18 protein-coding genes are annotated in these 19,794 nt (G+C 60.6%); 11 read left to right on the forward strand and 7 right to left on the reverse strand.

The window, feature by feature from the left end:
• Positions 1–157: 157 nt before the first annotated feature.
• Both Q1A75_RS17250 and Q1A75_RS17255 read right to left on the reverse strand, forming a co-directional pair.
• Positions 158–1,702, reverse strand: a complete 1,545-nt coding sequence (locus tag Q1A75_RS17250) for a CRTAC1 family protein (RefSeq protein WP_299550962.1) — start codon at positions 1,700–1,702, stop codon at positions 158–160.
• 1 nt (position 1,703) lies between these two features.
• On the reverse strand, positions 1,704–2,906 hold the full coding sequence (locus tag Q1A75_RS17255) for an ROK family transcriptional regulator (protein ID WP_299550959.1): 1,203 nt from the start codon (positions 2,904–2,906) through the stop codon (positions 1,704–1,706).
• 216 nt (positions 2,907–3,122) lie between these two features.
• Here Q1A75_RS17255 and xylF point away from each other — a divergent pair, with 216 nt between their 5' ends.
• The 4 genes from xylF (at position 3,123) to Q1A75_RS17275 (ending at position 7,207) form a co-directional block, all read left to right on the forward strand.
• Positions 3,123–4,100 (forward strand): D-xylose ABC transporter substrate-binding protein, encoded by a 978-nt coding sequence (gene xylF, locus Q1A75_RS17260; protein ID WP_299551092.1) that lies wholly within the window; start codon positions 3,123–3,125, stop codon positions 4,098–4,100.
• Positions 4,101–4,245: 145 nt separating this feature from the next.
• Entirely contained in the window at positions 4,246–5,511 is a 1,266-nt protein-coding gene (locus Q1A75_RS17265; protein ID WP_299550956.1) for a sugar ABC transporter permease, read from the forward strand.
• 14 nt (positions 5,512–5,525) lie between these two features.
• Positions 5,526–6,272 carry an ATP-binding cassette domain-containing protein gene (locus tag Q1A75_RS17270; protein ID WP_299550953.1) on the forward strand — a complete coding sequence of 249 codons (747 nt, stop codon included), beginning with the start codon at positions 5,526–5,528 and terminating at the stop codon, positions 6,270–6,272.
• On the forward strand, positions 6,272–7,207 hold the full coding sequence (locus Q1A75_RS17275) for a glucokinase (protein WP_299550950.1): 936 nt from the start codon (positions 6,272–6,274) through the stop codon (positions 7,205–7,207). Before Q1A75_RS17270 ends, Q1A75_RS17275 begins: the two co-directional genes overlap by 1 nt.
• Here Q1A75_RS17275 and hpaH read toward each other — a convergent pair.
• The 5 genes from hpaH to hpaE form a co-directional block, all read right to left on the reverse strand.
• Positions 7,200–7,994 carry a 2-oxo-hept-4-ene-1,7-dioate hydratase gene (gene hpaH, locus Q1A75_RS17280; RefSeq protein ID WP_299550947.1) on the reverse strand — a complete coding sequence of 265 codons (795 nt, stop codon included), beginning with the start codon at positions 7,992–7,994 and terminating at the stop codon, positions 7,200–7,202. The genes Q1A75_RS17275 and hpaH overlap by 8 nt on opposite strands.
• Positions 7,984–8,835 carry a fumarylacetoacetate hydrolase family protein gene (locus Q1A75_RS17285; RefSeq protein WP_299550944.1) on the reverse strand — a complete coding sequence of 284 codons (852 nt, stop codon included), beginning with the start codon at positions 8,833–8,835 and terminating at the stop codon, positions 7,984–7,986. The genes hpaH and Q1A75_RS17285 overlap by 11 nt, the downstream gene beginning before the upstream one ends.
• Positions 8,832–10,229: a pyridoxal-dependent decarboxylase gene (locus Q1A75_RS17290; protein WP_299550941.1), complete on the reverse strand. Its 1,398-nt coding sequence runs from the start codon at positions 10,227–10,229 to the stop codon at positions 8,832–8,834. The genes Q1A75_RS17285 and Q1A75_RS17290 overlap by 4 nt, the downstream gene beginning before the upstream one ends.
• Before the next feature lie 74 nt (positions 10,230–10,303).
• The gene (gene hpaD / locus Q1A75_RS17295) at positions 10,304–11,284 is read right to left on the reverse strand and encodes a 3,4-dihydroxyphenylacetate 2,3-dioxygenase (RefSeq protein ID WP_299550938.1); all 981 of its coding nucleotides are present in this window, start codon (positions 11,282–11,284) and stop codon (positions 10,304–10,306) included.
• Positions 11,285–11,388: 104 nt separating this feature from the next.
• Positions 11,389–12,900, reverse strand: a complete 1,512-nt coding sequence (hpaE, locus tag Q1A75_RS17300; protein WP_299550936.1) for a 5-carboxymethyl-2-hydroxymuconate semialdehyde dehydrogenase — start codon at positions 12,898–12,900, stop codon at positions 11,389–11,391.
• Positions 12,901–12,989: 89 nt separating this feature from the next.
• Between hpaE and Q1A75_RS17305 the strand changes: the two genes are divergently transcribed.
• The 7 genes from Q1A75_RS17305 (at position 12,990) to Q1A75_RS17335 (ending at position 19,756) form a co-directional block, all read left to right on the forward strand.
• Positions 12,990–13,790: an IclR family transcriptional regulator gene (locus tag Q1A75_RS17305; RefSeq protein ID WP_299550934.1), complete on the forward strand. Its 801-nt coding sequence runs from the start codon at positions 12,990–12,992 to the stop codon at positions 13,788–13,790.
• Complete coding sequence (locus tag Q1A75_RS17310; protein WP_299550931.1) at positions 13,787–15,148, forward strand: aminotransferase class III-fold pyridoxal phosphate-dependent enzyme; 1,362 nt, start codon at positions 13,787–13,789, stop codon at positions 15,146–15,148. The genes Q1A75_RS17305 and Q1A75_RS17310 overlap by 4 nt, the downstream gene beginning before the upstream one ends.
• Positions 15,145–15,885 (forward strand): tripartite tricarboxylate transporter TctB family protein, encoded by a 741-nt coding sequence (locus tag Q1A75_RS17315; RefSeq protein ID WP_299550928.1) that lies wholly within the window; start codon positions 15,145–15,147, stop codon positions 15,883–15,885. The genes Q1A75_RS17310 and Q1A75_RS17315 overlap by 4 nt, the downstream gene beginning before the upstream one ends.
• Positions 15,885–17,375 carry a tripartite tricarboxylate transporter permease gene (locus tag Q1A75_RS17320; RefSeq protein WP_299550925.1) on the forward strand — a complete coding sequence of 497 codons (1,491 nt, stop codon included), beginning with the start codon at positions 15,885–15,887 and terminating at the stop codon, positions 17,373–17,375. Before Q1A75_RS17315 ends, Q1A75_RS17320 begins: the two co-directional genes overlap by 1 nt.
• A 37-nt stretch (positions 17,376–17,412) precedes the next feature.
• Positions 17,413–18,285, forward strand: a complete 873-nt coding sequence (locus Q1A75_RS17325) for a tripartite tricarboxylate transporter substrate-binding protein (RefSeq protein ID WP_299550923.1) — start codon at positions 17,413–17,415, stop codon at positions 18,283–18,285.
• 107 nt (positions 18,286–18,392) lie between these two features.
• Positions 18,393–19,106 (forward strand): type 1 glutamine amidotransferase, encoded by a 714-nt coding sequence (locus Q1A75_RS17330; RefSeq protein ID WP_299550920.1) that lies wholly within the window; start codon positions 18,393–18,395, stop codon positions 19,104–19,106.
• On the forward strand, positions 19,103–19,756 hold the full coding sequence (locus Q1A75_RS17335; RefSeq protein WP_299550917.1) for a hypothetical protein: 654 nt from the start codon (positions 19,103–19,105) through the stop codon (positions 19,754–19,756). Before Q1A75_RS17330 ends, Q1A75_RS17335 begins: the two co-directional genes overlap by 4 nt.
• Positions 19,757–19,794 lie beyond the last annotated feature (38 nt).

The raw sequence follows: 19,794 nt of genomic DNA on the forward strand, positions 1-19,794 counted from the left end.
TACCGGACCCGCACCGTCAGCAAGGATCTGCGTTAACCTGTGTCTCTCCGCGCGTTTGAGGGTGCATGGGGGTGTACCGATGCTGTACGGGGGCTGACACCCCGGTTTGGCGCCGAAACCTCTATGAACAAGGGGTGACACCCCGTTCACAACGGTATCAACGCTGCAATGTCACCACCCCGTTGACGCCAACATTCTGCCAATTGGTCCATGTCCCGTGCGGCCAGCGAACGCGCAGCCGGACCGTTTCGACATCTCCCAACCCGAAATGCTGAGGCCCCGAAACACCACCCGCATGACCGCCACCCACGGTGATTTCACGGGCTTGTATCGCCGTCCCATCGTCCACCTCGATCCACGTTCCGACGGCCTGTGTGTTCGGGTCTTTCTGCGTTACGGCTACAGCAATCCAGCTTCCTTCGGATGGAGTCACGTTCTGCCATATCTCCAGCGGCGCACGCCGGTTCACCACCGCCAGATCAAGTAGACCATCGCCGTTGAAGTCGGCCAATGCGGCCCCGCGGCTACGATGCATTGAGGCAACGCCCGCGGCATCTCCAACCTCCTGAAAGCTGCCATTTTCCAGCCCGATCAATAGGTTGTTTGGGTCATCCATGGCGTTGCCGGGCATCTGTTGCACATTGCCTTTGGCAATGAAGGCGTCGTCCAATCCATCGTTATTCACATCCCCGAAGGCGATATGCCAGCCGGTCGAAGGCCGCCCATCGCCGCCCACGTAGGGCCGCTGCGCCGTCGTGCCCATGGCAAAGGGAACATCGGCAAAACCGGGGCCATCACCCACCTGTTTCATCAGGCGTTGATCGCCCATGGAAGACAGATACACCTCGTCCCGGCCATCCCGGTCCAGATCCCGCGCGGCAATGCCCATGCCCCAGAGCATGTGGCGCGCCCAGCCGTCATCCTCGGTATAAAGTCGGGGCGTATCTTCCATCGCCCAAAGCTGCTCTTCTCCCTGCCGAACATAGTAGTGCCGGTCATTCGATACGCGCAGGTCGGCACGGCCGGTGCGGGACCAGTCGGTAAACAGCATCGACAACGCGCAATGCCCCGGCGCCAGATCCGTCACGGCATAGGTCGCCGCATCCGGGCGCCAAAGGTGGTTCACATCGCAGGCTTCGAAAGGCCCTTCGGGATCGCTGCGGTCGACGTAATGACCAAAGGCGAGGGTGGGCGCGGTCTGGCCGACCTCCCACGTGGCTGAGAAGGCGGTGCTCCACCGATCGTCAAAGCGGAAGGGCATCGGTTCAAAACTGCAATCTCCGCGCCCGCGCAGGATCACGTCTGGACCCACGCGCAGCACGACCAGATCAAGATGGCCGTCATTGTCGATGTCCATCGGGTAGACCCCGGTGGTGCCAATCAGGCTGAGGGCAGAGTCTGCGACCGGTTCAAATGTGATCCTGTCTTTGGATGTGTTCCTCAGCAGTAAAAGTGGGTTTGTCCCACCGGCGGCAACCAGGTCGGGCCGTGCGTCTCCATTGCAGTCGAGAACTGCGAGGCCGCCCCCAACGAAATGCTCCCAACCGCCGTCGTAGACATGGGGCGGGACATCCACCGGCACAAAGCGCACGTCATCCGCTGCAAGAGGTTGGGATGCACAGAGCAATAGGGCTGCAACGGCGCCCCGCTGCGCAGAAGCACGTCCATGCCCTTCGTCAGACTTTTTGAATAATCGAGGCACGTTACGCATCTTCCAATGTCTCCACCGCAGCGTCCTGCACGAACTCAAGGGCATAGGCGGCGGCCCCGCGCGCCCACATCAGGTTGTCCCACTTGTGCACGATGACTTCGGGCGCTGGTTTGTCGATTTCAACGATGCTTTTGCGCATCTCCTCGATCACCGTATCGGCATAGAGGTGATCGAACTGCATCTGTTCACCGGCGAGGATCACGAGCTCCGGGTCAAAGATGTTCACGAGGTTTGCAAGGCCCATGGCAAACATCTTGCCTGCGCGCTCCACCACGGTACGCGCCGTAGGGTCGCCGCCCTTGGCTGCTTTCAGTATGGTGCTGACCGCTTGGCTGGTGGGGGTGGTCAGGCTCATACCACCTACGCTTGATGCCTCGCGCACAAGGGCGTAGTCCGCGACGTAGGCTTCAAGGCAGCCGCGCTGCCCGCACCGGCACAGCGCGCCGTCCAGATGCACCTTGGTGTGCCCGAATTCGGCCCCGCATCCGCGCGTGCCGCGATAAAGCTGGCCGCCCAGTACCATGCCCATGCCCACGCCGCTTTCGATGGTGATCACGATGAAATCCGAATGCGACTTGCCCAGTCCGAATGTCAATTCAGCCATCGCCACGAGGTTCGCGTCATTGTCCAGATAGACAGCAACCCCAAGTGTCTCGCGCAGCACCTCGCCAAACGGCACGTTGCGCTGATCGAGCGAGGGTGACCAGTAAACCAGCCCGTGATCGGCATCCACGACGCCTGCCAGCCCGACACCAACGCCGGAGATATCGGTGCGGTTATGGCCTGCCTTTTCGGCCAGTGCAGACAGCCCGTCCCGAATGTGCGTGGCAAGGTTGTCAGACGTCAGGCGGCCGGTCGGGATGGCGCATTCATGATCTGTGACATGGGTTCCGTCAAAACGCATCAGAACAAGCGAAATTGATCTGTCCGACACCTTGAGTCCGGCAATCAGATGCGCGTCGCCGGCGACCTTCAAATCGACCCGGGGACGTCCGCGCGCCGATTCGTCATTGCGTGATTCGCGGGGCACTTCCTCAATCAATCTGCCGCGCAAAAGGTCGGCTGTGACAGACGTGACGGTGGCCCGGCTGATGCCAGTATGCTCTGCCAAATCGATACGCGGAACGGGGCCACGGTGCGCAATTTCACGCAAAAGCAGACGCCTGCTTTCGACCTTTTGATGACCGAATGCCATGATTCTATTCTCTTTTTCCTCCCGCAGCAGGGTGTTGCCTGCTGCCCGTGATGACAATGATGGCGGTTTTTTTGAAAGCTGTCCAATTTAATTTGCTTTTCGAATTTAAGTTGCTAACAATGGGTCACCCGCCGCAAAATCGTGACGGACGGGCATGTCTTTGGGAGGACACCTATGAAACGACGCACGCTACTTGGCGCCTTGGCGGCTGCCACAATGCTCACTTCGCCTGTTCTGGCTGACGGTCATGCAGTGACCGTAGGCGTGAGCTGGTCGAACTTCCAGGAAGAGCGCTGGAAAACCGATGAGGCCGCAATCAAGGCGGCGCTGGATGCCGCTGGTGCAAACTATATTTCCGCTGATGCGCAATCGTCGTCGGCCAAGCAGTTGGCAGATATCGAAAGCCTGATTGCACAGGGCGCAAGCGCGCTGATCATCCTGGCGCAAGACGCATCTTCCATTGGCCCAGCCGTTCAAGCCGCCGCCGACGAAGACATTCCGGTCGTTGCTTATGACCGCCTGATCGAAGACGCCCGCGCCTTCTATCTGACCTTTGACAACGTCGAAGTTGGCCGCATGCAGGCCCGCGCCGTTCTGGCAGCACAGCCCAAGGGCAACTACGTCATGATCAAGGGCTCGCCAACCGACCCGAACGCGGACTTCCTGCGCGGCGGTCAGCAAGAGGTGCTGCAAGCGGCCATCGATGCCGGTGACATCACAATCGTTGGCGAAGCCTACACCGATGGCTGGGTGCCTGCGAACGCGCAGCGCAACATGGAACAGATCCTGACCGCAGCTGACAACAAGGTTGACGCCGTTGTCGCGTCCAACGACGGCACAGCCGGTGGTGTTGTGGCCGCTCTGACCGCGCAGGGCATGGAAGGTATTCCAGTGTCCGGCCAAGACGGCGACCATGCCGCTCTGAACCGCGTTGCAACCGGTACGCAGACCGTGTCCGTGTGGAAAGACGCACGTGCCCTGGGCAAAGCAGCAGGTGAGATCGCCGTGTCGCTGGCCAAAGGCGAAGATGTTGCAGGCGCAGCCGACTGGACATCGCCCGGTGGCACCACAATGACCTCGATCTTCCTTGAGCCGGTTCCGGTGACAGCGGACAATCTGGACGTCGTTCTGGACGCAGGCTGGATCGAAAAAGACGCGCTGTGCGCGGGCTCCTCGCTGGCCGCCTGCGAATAAGAGCGCAGCAAGTTACGTCCCGGCGCCTGTTGCGCGCCGGGGCGGCACATGACCACACTCACCACACATTTCGGCACATCGTGACGGGCTTGCCTGTCGACGGAGACATTGTGCCACCGCAACCGGGTAACAAAGGGCAGGGCGCATGGAAGACCAGGCCAAATCAATGATGGACAAGCTGGGCCTTGATGCCCGGCTTTTGGGGATGATCGGGGCGCTTGTCGTCATCTGGCTCGTGTTCGGTTTCTTTACCGACTGGCGCTTTCTGTCCCCGCGCAACTTTTTCAACGTGAGCGTTCAAACTGCATCCGTTGCTGTGATGGCAACGGGCATGGTGTTCGTGATTGTCACGCGTAACATCGACCTGTCTGTAGGCTCACTTCTGGGCTTTATCGGCATGACGGTGGCCGCTCTGCAGGTGCAGTGGCTGCCATCGATGCTGGGGCTGGGTCACCCGATGATCTGGGTGATTGCCGTTGTCGCCGCGATCCTCATGGGCGCGTTCCTGGGCGCGATACAAGGGTGGGTCATCGGCTATTTGACCGTACCTGCCTTTATCGTGACGCTGGGCGGCTTCCTCGTCTATCGTGGTGCGATGTGGTGGGTCACCAAAGGCCAGACTCAAGCGCCGCTTGACCCGATCTTCCGCCTACTGGGCGGCGGTGCCGAGGGGACGCTGGGTGAAACGCTGAGCTGGGTGTTCGGCACCATCGCTGCGCTTGTTGCTGTTGGCATCATGCTGCTGAGCCGCCGCAGAAAATCCACCCACGGTTTCACTGTGAAGCCGATGTGGGCTGAGGGTATCCTGATGGCCATGGCCGCTGGTCTGATCATTGCCTTTGTCTGGATCATGAACAGCTATCCGATCCCGAGGGGCGCCATGCGCCGCATGACCGAAGCGCGCGGTATCGAGTATACCGACGGCATGGTCTGGAACCATGGTATCGCTATTCCGGTTGTGATCCTGCTGGCCGTCACGATCGTGATGACCATCATCGCCACGCGCACCCGCTTTGGCCGCTATGTATACGCCACCGGTGGCAACCCCGAAGCGGCATCGCTGTCCGGCATCGACACGCGGTTGCTGACGGTCAAGGTTTTTGCCTTGATGGGAGCGCTGACCGGCATCGCGTCGATCATCGCATCCGCCCGCTTGAATGCGGTTGATGTGGGTCTTGGCACGCTGGACGAGCTGCGCGTGATTGCCGCTGCTGTCATCGGGGGCACTGCCCTGTCGGGTGGCGCGGGTACGATCTACGGTGCTGTCATTGGTGCGCTGATCATGCAGTCGCTGCAATCGGGCATGGCCTCGGTCGGGGTCGATGCGCCTTTGCAGAACATCGTCGTGGGCTTTGTGCTCGTGCTCGCGGTGTGGATCGACATCGTTTATCGCCGTCGTGCGGGCGTCTGAGGGAGGACTTTGAGATGATGACACCTCTTGTCGAAATGAAAGACATCTCGATCAGCTTTGGTGGGATCAAGGCGGTGGACCATGTGTCGGTCGACCTGAAGCCGGGCGAAGTTGTAGGCCTCTTGGGCCACAACGGTGCGGGCAAGTCCACGCTGATCAAGATCCTGTCGGGTGCTTACGCCATGGATACGGGTGAAATCCGTATCAACGGCGAAAAGGCAACCATCAACAACCCGCGCGACGCGCGGACGTATAACATCGAGACGATCTACCAGACGCTTGCACTGGCCGATAACCTTGATGCCGCGTCGAACCTGTTTCTGGGTCGCGAGTTGGTCAACGCTATGGGATTTGTTGACGACGATGCGATGGAGGCCGAGACCCGCAAGATCATGGCGCGGCTCAATCCGAACTTCAAAAAGTTCAAGGATCCGGTCAGCGCCTTGTCGGGCGGTCAGCGCCAGTCGGTCGCCATTGCCCGTGCGGTGTATTTCAATGCGCGCATTCTGATCATGGATGAACCCACCGCCGCCCTTGGTCCACACGAGACGCAGATGGTGTCGGAACTGATCCAGCAGTTGAAAGCCGAAGGCATCGGTATCTTCCTGATCAGTCACGACATCCATGATGTAATGGAGCTGTGTGACCGCGCGTCCGTGATGAAAAACGGAAAGCTGGTTGGGACTGTTGACGTTGCCGACGTGACGGACGATGACCTGCTCGGAATGATCATCTTGGGTAAGAAACCGGGCGAATCGTAATGCAGGATGCGGGTGGGCAGGATCGGGCCATTGGCCTTGTTGCTGATGTTGGCGGGACGAATACGCGTATGGCCTTTGTTGGTCGCGATGGAGTCATCGCGGACACGGTTGTGAAGTGTCCCAATGCCGACTTTGGCAGCTTTCTTGATCTTGTGACCAACTATTTGGATGGGCGTTCAGTGCCATCTCATGTCGTTATCGCGGTGGCGGGTCCTGTGGCCGGTGACCGTGCGAAGCTGACGAACCGGAATTGGGATTTCGATGCGGCTGCCCTTGCTGCCGCTTTCGATGCTGACGAGGTTGTTCTGATCAACGACCTTGAGGCGTTGGGGCAGGCCGTGCCCACCGTTGCACCCGATGCGGTTGAACCCTTGCACGACAGTGCTGCTCTTGGTGGCGCCGGGCAGGCGCTGGTGGTTGGTCTTGGCACGGGGTTCAACGTGTCGGCTGTCAACATGGAGAGTGGCACCGTTTTCACGTCAGAGCAGGGCCATGCCAGCCTGCCGTCGAGCGTGATGTCGATCCTGCAGGCGCATATGCCCGACACGTCGCGCTTTGACAGTGTCGAGAACCTGTTTTCCGGTGTGGGGCTATTGCGTCTGGCCCATGTCATCGGCGTGGATGTCGATAGCGCCGAGCAATTGGCCAAGTCTGACGATCCACGTGCACGCGAGGCGCTTGAGGTCTGTACCGAGGCCTTTGGCCTGATGGTGCGTGAATTGGCTTATTCCTATTTCCCAAGGGCCGGTCTGTATTTCAACGGGTCGTTGGCGAAGTTCCTGATGGCGCCGGAACGGCGGGAACGCGTGCTGACACCTTTGCGGGCCGATGACAGCTTTGACGGACAGTTCGCCCGCATTCCTGCATTTCTGTTTGTGTCGGATACTGTGGCGCTGGGCGGCTGCGCCGCGCGTCTGCTGGCGCGCGTCAGCTAAAGCTTAGATCGACGCGCCCAAAGCTGCCGAAATCGGCGTCTATGTTGGTGCCCGGCGGGCATTCGATTGGACGGATGAAGCTGCCTGATAGGATCAGCTGGCCTGCCTTGATCGTGTTGCCATAGGTGGCCATGCGGCGCGCGAGCCAAACCACGCTTTCCACCGGATCGTTCAAGACACCCGCACCAAGCCCCGTTTCCTCGACCGTGTTGCCCATTTTCACGATGGCGCCGACCCAGCGTAGGTTTTCCGGTGCGTTGCGTTGGGTACCAACGACAATGCCCGCATTTGCCGCGTTATCGGCGATGGTATCGAAAACCTTGCGCGGCTGGCCTGTGTCCGGGTCCGCGCGCAGGATGCGGGTGTCGAGGATTTCAAGGGCTGGCACCACGTAGTCTGTCGCGGCCAGCACGTCGTCGCGGGTCACGTCTGCGCCGCCGATATCTGATTTCATGACAAAGGCGATCTCGGCCTCGATCCGCGGTTGGATGAAGTGGCCCGCGGGGATCGTGGCGCCTGTGTCGAATTGCATGGACTGCGTCAGAACCCCGCTATCGGGAATGTCGATGTTCAGTGCCATCTGCATCGCGCGGCTGGTCAGCCCGATTTTCCAACCGATCACTGGATCGCCTGCAGCGACCTTGGCCGCGACGACCTGTTCCTGAATTGCATAGGCATCGTCCATGTCGATGTCCGGATGCGCGACTGACAGCAGGCCGATCTGTTGGCCTGTTCGCTCCGCCTCGGCAAGCGCAAGGGCCGCGGTCTTGTGGTCCTCAGGTGTCATCGATGACCTCGCTACGCAGTGTGCCGATGCCTTCTGCGGCTACTTCGACGACGTCGCCGGGTTTGAGGAATTTCGGCGGATCGAACCGTGCACCTGCGCCGGTAGGCGTGCCGGTCACGATGATGTCGCCGGGCACCAGGGTGGTGAAGGTCGAGATGTAGGCGATCTGGCGGCGGATCGGAAAGAGCATTCGGCTGGTGCGGTCATCTTGACGCAGCTCACCGTTCACATGGGTTGTCAGGCGGATATCGTCCAGTTGCGCTGCATGGGTGAACGGCACGATCCATGGGCCCATGGCCCCCGAGGCGTCCCAGTTCTTACCCTGCGTGACGTTGAACTTGGCATGGCGAACCCAGTCGCGAATGGTGCCCTCGTTGCAGAGGGTCAGGGCCGCGATGTGGTCGTAAGCATCCGCCTCGGCAATCCGCCGCCCGCCCTTGCCTATGACGATGGCGATCTCGCCTTCGTAGTCCAGTTTCTCGCTTTCCGGGGGACGGATGACCGGCTGGTTGTGACCCGTGAAGCTGCGCGGGAAGCGGGGGAAGAGCGACATGTTGGGCGGTGCCTCTTGCCCGTCTTTGTACTCGGCATTGCGGTCAGGGAAATTTACGCCGACGCAGATGATCTTTTCCGGGTTGGGGACGGGGATATCATAGGTGACATCGTGATGCGTGGCGGTGCGGCCTTGGGCGGCTTTCGCAAGCGCGTGCACGCCGTCGTTTTCGATAACGTTGCGTAGGGTGGTCCACTGAGGAAAGTTGGGGGACAGGGGGATCATCCCGTCATCTGCCACCGCGCCGTAGTACTGGTTTCCGGCGGTGGTGTAGGTGGCGAACCTCATAGGCTCCTCGCAATCTCGGTGATCGTGTCGAAGGCGGTGTTGAAATCCCGTTCTTCGCAATCAAACTGCCCGGCCTGGAAACGGATGACCTTTTGCCCGTCGACCAGCGTTTGGGTCAGGTAGATGCGCCCGTCATCGTTGATGGTATCGACGAGCTTCTGGATGTCGTCATCTGATGCGTCTGTGAGTTTGAAGGTCCAGAGCGACAGAATGGGTTCTGTCACGATTTCGAAATCATCTTCGGCCCGCAGCCGCTCGCACAAGGCTTGGCTCCATTTGACATGGTTGCGGATGCGGGTGCGTAGCCCCTCCATCCCGTAGTGGCGCATGAGGAACCACAGTTTGAGGGCGCGAAAGCGGCGACCGAGAGGTATCGACCATTCGGAATAGTCGATGATGTCCTCGGCCCCGTGGGTTTTCAGATATTCAGGGCGGATGGCGAGGGTTTGGCGCAACTGGTCAGGATCACGGAGGAAGTGTGCAGCGCAGTCGAACTGCGCGCCCAGCCATTTGTGCGGGTTGAAGACGATACTGTCGAAGCGATCCGCTCCGGTCCAAAGGGTACGAAATTCGGGGCAGATCATGGCCGTACCTGCCCAAGCCGCATCGAGATGGGTGTAGATGCCATGTTCTTCGGCCACGGCAGCGACCGCTTCAAGGTCGTCGCTGGCGCCCATGCCGGTGGCGCCGGTCGCAGCGATGATCCCGGCCGGGATGCGCCCCGCCTGCTTGTCCTCGGCAATGGCGGCTTCCAGATCCAGCGGGTCCATGTGACGCAGATCGCCGGTGGTGCGGATCTTGACCAGATTGTCCTGTCCGATGCCCGCGACCCAGATGGCGCGGTCGATGGAGGTGTGTACCTGATCTGAACAGTAGATACGCAGCTGCGGTTGTCCGTGCAGCCCTTCGATATTGCCGCGGAATTCCAACGCGCGTTCGCGCATGGTAAGGACGGCGGCGAGCGTGGCTGACGAGGCGCTATCCTGAATGACGCCCTGATACCCTTCGGGCAGGCCAAGGCCCTGACGCAGCCAGTCCATCATCCGCGTCTCCATCTCGGTCGCGGCGGGCGAGGTTTGCCAGAGCATGCATTGCGGCGCGATAATGGATGTCAGAAATTCGGCCAGAACCGACGCGGGCGCGGCGTTCGAGTTGAAGTAAGCGAAGAAGCGCGGGTGCTGCCAATGGGTGATGCCCGGCATCACGATGCGTTCGAAGTCTTCCAGGATCGCCGCCAGATCAGTTCCATCTTCTGGCGGTGCGTCTGCAAGTTGCGCGGCGATCTCTCCCGGCTTCGTTTGCGCGCGTACCGGGCGGTCGCGGAGGGTGTTGTGGTAGTTTACCCCCCAATCGGCGGCATCCTTGGCGTGTTTGGCGAAATCGTCCCAGCTCATGGTCTCGTCCTTTCGGGCGGGGCGCACGGCACGTGCGCCTTACGGGAGTAAGGCGGAGGTGTCCTCCGCCAGGGTCAGGGTGCCACGATGGGCTGTGCTTTGAGAAGGGGTTCGGAGGTGTCCGCGCCATCGAACAGGCTGCCTTCCTCGAACCAGCTGCGCGGGGCGGGGGCGCCCCAAAGGGTTTGGCGTTGTGGGTCCTTGAGGTCCCACTTGATCGGTTCGTGGTCGGGATCGACGGTTTGGTAATCCGAGCAGTAGATCTCAATCCGGTGGCCATCGGGGTCGCGGATATAGAGGAAGAAGGCGTTCGAGATGCCGTGCCGCCCGGGGCCGCGCTCGATGTTCTCGCGGTAGCCCGTCGTACTCATCAGATCGAGCAGGTCAATGATGTTGAGCGGGGTAGGGACCCAGAAAGCCGAATGATGCAGGCGCGGCCCTGCGCCGTTGGTGAAGGCGATGTCATGCACACCGCCCTTTCGGTGCATCCATGCGGCCCAGGTTTTGCCTGTCTCTGCGTCTTCGGTGTATTCTGTCGTGCGGAACCCCATCTGTGTGTAGAAGGCCAAGGCCCCATCCACATCGGATGAGAACAGGTTGAAATGGTCGATGCGCAGCGGTTTGACGCCCCGATAGAGCGCGTATTTCTGCGCGATGGTCGGCAGGCGGTCCATCTGAACATAGAATTCCAGCGGCACGCCCCAGGGATCGTTGGTTTGCAGGACGCGGCCCATGAAGGGGCGGTCGATCCATGCTGTGGGTTGACCTTGGGTGCGGAACCACGCCTCAGCCTTGTCGAGATCGGGATGGTCGTAGAGCTTGAAGCCGAGCCTTGCGACATTCGCGTTGCCCGATTGGGTCAGGATGATGCAGTGGTGACCCCGTTCCTCCATCGCGCGTAGGTAGATCGACTGATCGTCTTCATGTGTGATCTGCAGGCCGAGTGTATCCACGTAGAAGGCGCACGAGGCTGCAAGGTCCGCCACCCGGTATTCCACGTGGCTGAGCCGCACGATGTTGAACGGCGGGTAAAGCTCGGGCGGGGGGGTCGGCATCGGCTGTTCCTAGATGGGGCGGCTGCGCCGCGCGCGATTCATTTTTGGGGAATGAGGGACGCTGTCCCTCAAACTCCCTGAGGTATTTCCGGCCAGAAGAAGGGTCATGTGCCGAGCCGGGGGATTTTCGGGTCACCGGTGGCGATGCCGATATGTTTCTGTTCCATGTAGAATTCGAACGACCAATCGCCGCCGTCGCGTCCGATGCCGCTGGCTTTCATACCGCCAAACGGCGTGGGCAGGTGCCGGACATTGGCGGAGTTGACCCAGATCATACCGGCTTCTAGCCCATCGGTGAACCGCATGGCGCGGGTGACGTCTGCGGTCCAGACATAACCGGTCAGGCCGTAGGCCGTATCGTTGGCGATGTGCAGGGCCTGTTCTTCTGTTTCAAAGCGGATGGAGGTGAGGACCGGGCCGAAGATTTCCTCTTGGGCGATTTTCATGTCGTTTGTCGCGTTGGTGAAAAGGGTTGGGGCCACGAATTGGCCTGTGTCGCCGACGCGTGTGCCGCCTGCTGCGATGGTGGCCCCTTCGGCTTTGGCCGTGTCGAAGCTGGCCATGACCTTGGTCCTGTGTCCTGCGTGGATCAGAGGACCGACCTCGGTCGTGGGGTCCAGGGGGTGGCCTACCCTGATCGCGTTGGCACGTGCTGCGAGTTTTGCTTCGAAGTCGTCGGCGATGGTGTCCTGCACCAGCAGGCGTGAGGACGAGGTGCAACGTTCGCCGTTGAGCGAGTAGATCATGAAGATGGCGGCATCGAGCGCATTGTCGAGGTCGGCGTCATCAAAGACCACCACGGGGTTCTTGCCGCCCAGTTCGAAGTGGACGCGCTTCAATGTTGCAGCGCCTTGGGCCATGATGGCAGAACCGGTTTTGGACTCGCCGACGAAGGCGATGGCCTTGATATCCGGGTGTTCTGTCAAGGCGCGGCCCGCGTCCTCACCCATTCCGTTGACCAGGTTCCAGACGCCCGGGGGCAGCCCCGCCTCTTCCGCGATTTCGATCAGGATACGGGCGGTCCAGGGGCTGAGTTCGGCGGGTTTGTGTACGACCGTGCAGCCCGCGGCGAGGGCCGGTGCGATCTTCCATGTCGACAGCATGAAGGGCGTGTTCCAGGGGGTGATGACGCCCACCGGGCCGATGGGCACGCGGGTGGTGATGTTCATCAGGGTGGGCGATGGCAGCGCTTGTCCATCGCGGGCCGAGGGTGCGCGGTCGGCAAAGAAGCGGAAGTTGGCGGCCCCCCTTAGGGCGGCCTTGGACATGAAGCGCAGGGCTTGGCCCGTGTCCCAGCATTCGCACAGCGCAATCTCCTCTGCCCGGGCCTCGATCCCGTCGGCAATGGCGTGCAAGACCTTCTTCCGGTCGTCGGCGGGCAAATCGCGCCATGCGGGGAAGGCAGCCTTGGCCGCTTGGGCGGCCGTATCGATATCTGTGGCGTCGCTGCGGGCTACCCGCGCGATCTGGCTGTCATCCACGGGCGAGGTCGTGTCGAACCAAGCGCCGGAGGCCGCCGGCTGCGCTTTGCCGCCGATGTGGTTGAGAATACCGGCGTCGCCAATTCGGGCCAGATGCGGTGCCAGTTTTGCGATGTTGTCGGTGAGTGCTGACATGGGCGCCCTTTTGATGTTGGTTCAAATAATGAACCATGAGATGCAAAAATATATTGCAAGGTGATTGCGGTTGCGTCAAGCTTGATCCCATGTCGACCATTGCAAAGGCCCTTGGTCTGTTGGACCTGTTCTGTGACGCCCAGCCGCGGCTGGGCCTGTCTGACGTTCAGCGACTGGTAGGTCGGGACAAGGCCACGGTCCATCGCCACCTTGTCGCGTTGGAGCAGGCTGGTTTTCTTGAACAGGATGCGGGCACGCGAGCCTACCGCCTTGGGCCTGCATTGACCCGGCTGGCGGGTATGCGTGCGCGGACCGTGCCCGAGGTCGAGATGGTGCGCAGCGTGATTGGCGGACTGAGTCGCGAGGCTGGTGAGCTTGTGCATATCAGCCGGTTGCAGGGCTTCGATCTGGTCCATGTCCATCATGCAGAAGAACATGACCACCCGGTGCGCGTCAGTTTTGACGCCTTTGGCCTACCACCGCTGTTCGCGACTGCATCCGGCAAAGCCTATCTTGCCTTTTCGCCCGGCGGCTTGCTTGATCTTGCCCTGGCTGATCCGCGCACCAGCCTGCCCGGCACCTCAGTGCCTGATCGGCGCGAGATCGAAACAGAGTTGAAACAAATCGCCAGACTTGGATATGCGCGCAACCGCGACACCCTCCGTCTTGGTGTTTCCTCTGTTGCGATCCCCGTTTTTGATGGTGCATCGCGGGCGTTCGCCACATGCTCCATCGCTTATCCTACGGGTCGCGGTGGCAAAGGAACCGAGGCACGGCTTGCCCGCCTTCTGATGCAGCGCGGGCAGGACATCACTGAAGCCATGGGCGGCGTGGTGCCGCCTCAGATCCTCGACCTCTGGACCCCGAGCCGTGAAAGGGCCGCGTCATGAAGGACAGCAATTTCCTTAAGGAAAACAATGCTCGCCAATTCTGGCATCCCATGGCGCACCCGGCTGACAGCATGGCGAACCCGCCGACCATTCTGACCGGGGGGGAAGGGGTCTATATCACCGATGTGGATGGTCATCAGAGCATCGATGCGGTCGGTGGACTTTGGAACGTGAACCTTGGCTATTCCTGCCAGCCGGTGAAGGACGCGATTGCCGGGCAGCTTGATGTGCTGCCCTATTATTCGACGTTCCGGGGCACCTCGAACGACAAGGCAATTGAACTGGCCTATCTGCTGGCGGAGTTCTTTGGTCCGGACGGAATGACGCGCAGCTTTTTCACATCAGGCGGGTCCGACAGTATCGAGATCGCGTTGAAGTTGGCCCGTCAATATCATCGCATTCGGGGCGAGGGTGCCAGGACCAAGTTCATCAGCCTAGACAAAGGCTATCACGGCACGCATTTCGGTGGTGCCTCCGTCAACGGAAACGCCAAGTTTCGAAATACGTACGAACCGCTGATGGCGGGGTGTTTCCACGTTCCGGGGCCGTATCTGTATCGCAACCCGTTTGGCACTGATGATCCCGCAGAGCTGGCACGTTTGAGTGCGGGGATGCTGGAGCGTGAGATCGCGTTCCAGGGGGCCAATACCATCGCTGCCTTCGTGATGGAGCCCGTGCAGGGCGCGGGCGGCGTGATCTCACCCCATCCGACGTTCATGCCCATGGTGCGTGACATCTGCGACAAGCACGGTGTGTTGCTGATCGCGGATGAGGTGATCACCGCCTTTGGCCGTACAGGGGACGAGACGGGATCACGCCATTGGGGCGTGCAGCCGGACCTGATGTGCACGGCCAAGGCCATCACGAATGGCTACTTTCCCTTCGGGGCCGTGATGATCGCTGATCATGTCGCGGCTGTGTTTGAAGATGATGAAAGCGGGGTCGGATCCGTCGATTCCGGCTATACCTATTCAGGTCACCCGGTTGGCGCAGCGGCCGCTGTTGCAGCGGTGGAAGAGACAATGCGCATTCGACCGTGGGAGAATGCGCGGGCGCGCGGGCCGGAGCTAAAGGCCGGATTGGACGCTTTGGCGGAACGGTATGATCACATCGGGGATGTGCGGGGCGAAGGTTTGATGTGCGCCATCGAACTGGTGAGCGACCGAGGCAACAAGACCCCGATTGGCAAGGCGCTGCCCTTGGTGTTTCAGAAGGCGGCCTATGAGGATGGGGTGATGATCCGGGTGTCCGGCAACAACGCCATCTTCTCACCACCCTTGGTCATCGATGCAGGGCATGTGCAGAAAATACTGTCTGCCACCGAAACCGGCCTGAAGGCCATGGCCGAGGTGGCGTGAAGTCACGGTCAGCATCCCCAGCGCCGCGCAGCGCAACGGCGGTGCGGCCCATCCGGTCAGACACCACGGGGCGCGCTTTTGCCAGTGCCTGCCCGCCAGACAGCAAGATCAATGTCACCGACATCACCGATTTCCGGCGCGGGCGGGGGGATCTGATCTTTTCCCTGTTCATGGCCGGTTTGGCCCTGTTCTTTCTTGTCTTCTTCTTCACTCAAACGGGGTGGGAGGACCGCAAACTGCCGCAGAACATGGCGCGCTATTGGATGGACCAGTTTGGGGTAACCGCACCCGAAGGGCGCACCGCCCGTCTGGGCCGCATCCTCAAGCAAAGTTGGATAGCGCCGTTGATGTGTCTGGGGGTTTTGGTGCCTGCCGCCCTTTGGAACCTGCGCGGGGCATGGCGGGCGCAGGCGTGGCGACAGCGGTTCAAGCAGCCAACCGGCATGGCCTATGAGTTGGGACAGTGGCTGCGGGCGCTGGAATATGTTGCTTGGTTCGTGGCCTACACCCTGCTTGTGCCGGTGCTCGGCTATCTGGTGTCGACACTGCTGCTGGGTGCCCTCTTGCCATGGCGACTGGGTTACCGTGGTGCGCGATGGATGGGCATCTGCTTGGCGGCGAGTTTCACCATCGTTCTGGTCTTTCGCACCGGGCTGCAAATCAAGACTCCGGTGAATATCTGGCTCTATGACCAACTGCCGCAACGCATGGAAACCTTCATGCAGGTGTGGTTCTGATGGAGGCGTTCTGGGCCGGTCTCGATAACCTTGCCAGCGTGCCTGTACTGGTGGCGATCCTGATTGGATCGGTGGGCGGATTGGCTATCGGGGCTGTGCCGGGGATCGGACCGGCCATTGCCATTGCGATCCTGCTGCCCGCGACCGTTTTTTTGGATGATCTGGTGTCGCTGGTGCTGCTCTTGGGGGTCTATGGATCCAGCATGTACGGCGGTGCCATCCCCGCCATTCTGATCAATACGCCGGGCACCCCGGTCAATGCGCTGACCACCTATGACGGCTATGCCATGACGCGGCGGGGCGAGGCGGCGCGGGGGTTATCGCTGGCCTATTCTGCGTCCTTTTTCGGGGGCTGCTTTTCCATCCTGCTGGGGCTTGGGGCGCTGATGCTGTTCGGCCCATACCTGCGCGATCTGGGCGCGCTGTTCGGACAGCGCGATATTTTTATGGCCGCAGCCCTCGGTGCAGTTCTGCTGATCGCAGCGCACCGCAAGACGATGGGGATTGCGGCCCTGCTCTTTGGCTTGGGATTTCTGATTGCACTGATCGGGCGGCAATCGCTGAAGCAGATTGACCGCTACACATTCGGGATCGAGTACCTCTATCCTGGCTTCAACCTGATCGTCGTGATCGTGGGTATCTTCGCTATCTCCCAGGCCCTGTTCCTTTTGACCGGTAAGGATGCCGACCCACCCGAGGCGCGACTCAAGGGCGGCCTGCTGCGCGGGTTCGGAGAACTGAAGAAACACCCGGCTGTTGCCACCATCAGCGCGGGCTACGGCACGATCATGGGGATCATCCCGGGGGTGGGTGAGTTCGTGGCGCAGTTCTTCAGCTATTCCACGGCGCGGGCCATGTCGAAAGAGCCGAGCAAGTTCGGGCGTGGCGCGCCTGACGGTTTGATTGCGTCCGAGGCCAGCAACAACGCAGTGCCCGCCGCCGCTATGGTGCCCTTGCTGGCCCTGGGCGTGCCGGGCGAGGCACTGACGGCCATGATGATGGTCGTGTTCTTTGATGCGGGCATCAAGCCCGGGCCAGACATCTTTGAGAATAACCCGGACTTCTTGTTCTCACTCTTCATCGCGCTTTTGATTATCAACGTGCTGGTCATCATCACGCTGCTGATGACGACGACGTGGATTGCGCGCATCATTTATGTCCCCAACCGTCTCTTGGGCGCGTTCATCCTGATCCTGGCCTTTGTTGGCGTCTTTTCGATCCGCAACTCGTTTGCGGATTGCATGTTCGCAGCAGGCTTCGGCTACCTTGGGTTCATCCTCCGTCGTCTCGACTGGCCACTTGTGCCCATCGTGCTGGGCCTCGTCCTCGGTTCGATCATGATCGAGAAGCTGACAGCGGGCGCAGGACAGATCAAAACCGTATTCGATCTGGTGAACCGGCCTGTCTCCGGCACACTTTTTGTTGTCATCCTGATCGTGATTGGTGTCACGATCGCCCGAAGCCTCCGGACGAAGAGGTTTGAACACTAACCACCAAAAGCAAAAAACAAACTCAGGGAGAGTACATATGAAAAAGCTTTTGACATCCGCGGCCTTTGCCTTGGCCGCCCTGACCGGCCCCGCGTTGGCCGAGTATCCCACCGGTCCGGTGCAGTTCATTGTGCCGTGGCCTCCGGGCGATTTCGAGGACATCCTGACGCGCATGATTGCTGCGGATATGGCCGAAGCGACAGGGCAACCGGCGTCGGTCGTGAACCGTCCCGGCGGTGGGGATGGCCCGTTTCCCGGCGCGCTGGAGGTGCTGAACGCGCCCAATGACGGGTCGGTCATCGGTTCTTTTGTCATCGGTGTGCCGATAGTCGGTCCCAAGATCGACATCGGCATCGAAGAGGACAGCTTTGTCCCCGTCGGCATCTTCCTGACGTACCCGTTCGTGTTGGCTGCTTCGGGCGATGCGCCTTACTCCAACATGGCCGAACTGGCGGCCCATGCGCAGGACAATGATGTCGTTCTGGGCCACTTTGGGGCTGGCCTGACGCCTACGGCTGTGTCCATGGCGGCGGCGGCCAAGATGGAGTTCGAGTTCGCGGATGACAGCGCTTTTGACTTGCTGGATTGCAACACGCTGTCCTCGGGCGATGCGGATGTGATCAACACGACGCTGGCGCTGATCGAACCGTGCCTTGGCGACATCAACGTGCTGGGCAATATCGGCGCGCAGCCAATCGCCAAGCTGGACGGTGTGGAAACCATCGCCGCCCAATCCGGTGTGAACGATGTGGAGCTTTGGAACGGCCTGTTTGTGACCAAAGGCACGCCGCAAGAGGTGATCGACACCATTGCCGAAGTGGCCGCAAAAACCATGGCCTCTGACGAAGCGCAGGCGTTGATGGCCGAGACCGGGGCCGCTGTCTACTGGCAGGGTCAGGATGAGGCGTAGGCGCGCATCGAAGCGGACCGTGCCAAGTCGACCGAGATCAACGAGATTCTCGGGCGCTGAGCCAATCAGGGGCGGCTTCGGTCGCCCCATTTTCCGAAAGAGTACCTATGTCCCGTTTGCGCCTTGGCATCCTGCAAGTGAACCACGACCGGTCGGTCGAGGTTGGCGACGCGTTTCCAGATGATGCGCATCGTTTCCGCGATCTGTTCGATGCGCAGGATCAGAGGTTCACCTATCGCGTCTACATGACCATCGGGGGCGAGGTGCCACAGGATGTGGACGAACAGGATGCGTATCTGATCACAGGTTCGCCGCTGAGCGTCTTGGATGATCTGGCCTTTCTGCCCGCACTCTATGATTTCATCCGCGCTTGCGATGCGGAACGCAAACCTTTGCTGGGCGTGTGTTTCGGCCATCAGGCCATTGCCGTCGCCCTCGGCGGCAGTGTCGCGCGGCAGGATTGGAACATCGGGATCGACGCGCTTGAGCTGCGCAATCTGCCCGCGTGGATCCAACCGCCCAAGTCAAATTTGAACCTCTACCAGTTTCACCATGACGGGGTCAGTTCGTTGCCCGCAGGTTGCGTGCCATATGCATCCTCGCCCAAATGCGCCGTCGCCGGGTTCACCAAAGGCGACCACATCTTCACCACCCAAGCACATCCCGAGTTCTCCGATCCGTTCATGCGCTGTGTGCTCGACTACACCAAACCGCATCTGAGCGTTGATGAAGTGACAGAGGCAGAGACGACATTGGATCAGCCCAATGACGGTTCGCTGTTTGCAGCTTGGGCCACCCGCTTTTTCGGAGGCACGCCATGAAAAACCTCGCTGATCACGACAGCTTTGTGGACGGCGTGCCACACGAGACCTTTGCGCAGATGCGGGCGCAGGCCCCTTTGCACTGGACGGAGGCGTTTGGAGGCCAGAAGGGGTTTTGGTCCCTCACCCGCTATGCCGATATCATGGCTGCCCAAAAAGACCCGAACACCTTCTCCAGCGCCCAAGGCATCCGGATCGAAGATCAGAGCCACGACGAATACCTTGCCCGCCGCACGTTTCAGGAAACCGACCCGCCCGAGCACACTGTGACCCGGCGTGCGGTAAACCCGGTCTTTGCCAAGCCGGTCGTCGCGCAGTTCGAGCCCCTGATCCGCAAGCTGGCGCATGACATCGTCGCGGAGGCTTTGGATCATGCCGAGTTCGACGCCGTCGACAAGATCGCCAAACGCCTGCCCATGCTGATGCTGGGCCGCATCCTTGGCGTGTCGGATGCCGATCTTGATTGGTTGGTGGAACGGGGTGACGCGTTGATCGGAAACACGGATCCGGACTTTACCGATACGGTCATCGACAAGGTGGACACCGATGCCTATCGCATGATGCCCTTCCGCTCGCCCGCCGGGGTCGAGCTTTATGATTATGCCGACGACTGTCCGTCGTCATGGTTTTTGGGGCCAATGGCGGTCTAAACTAAGAGAGAGTTTGGCTCATCTGATTGGTTTGATTA

Origin of the sequence: uncultured Tateyamaria sp. (assembly GCF_947504105.1) — a bacterium.
Lineage (GTDB): Bacteria > Pseudomonadota > Alphaproteobacteria > Rhodobacterales > Rhodobacteraceae > Tateyamaria.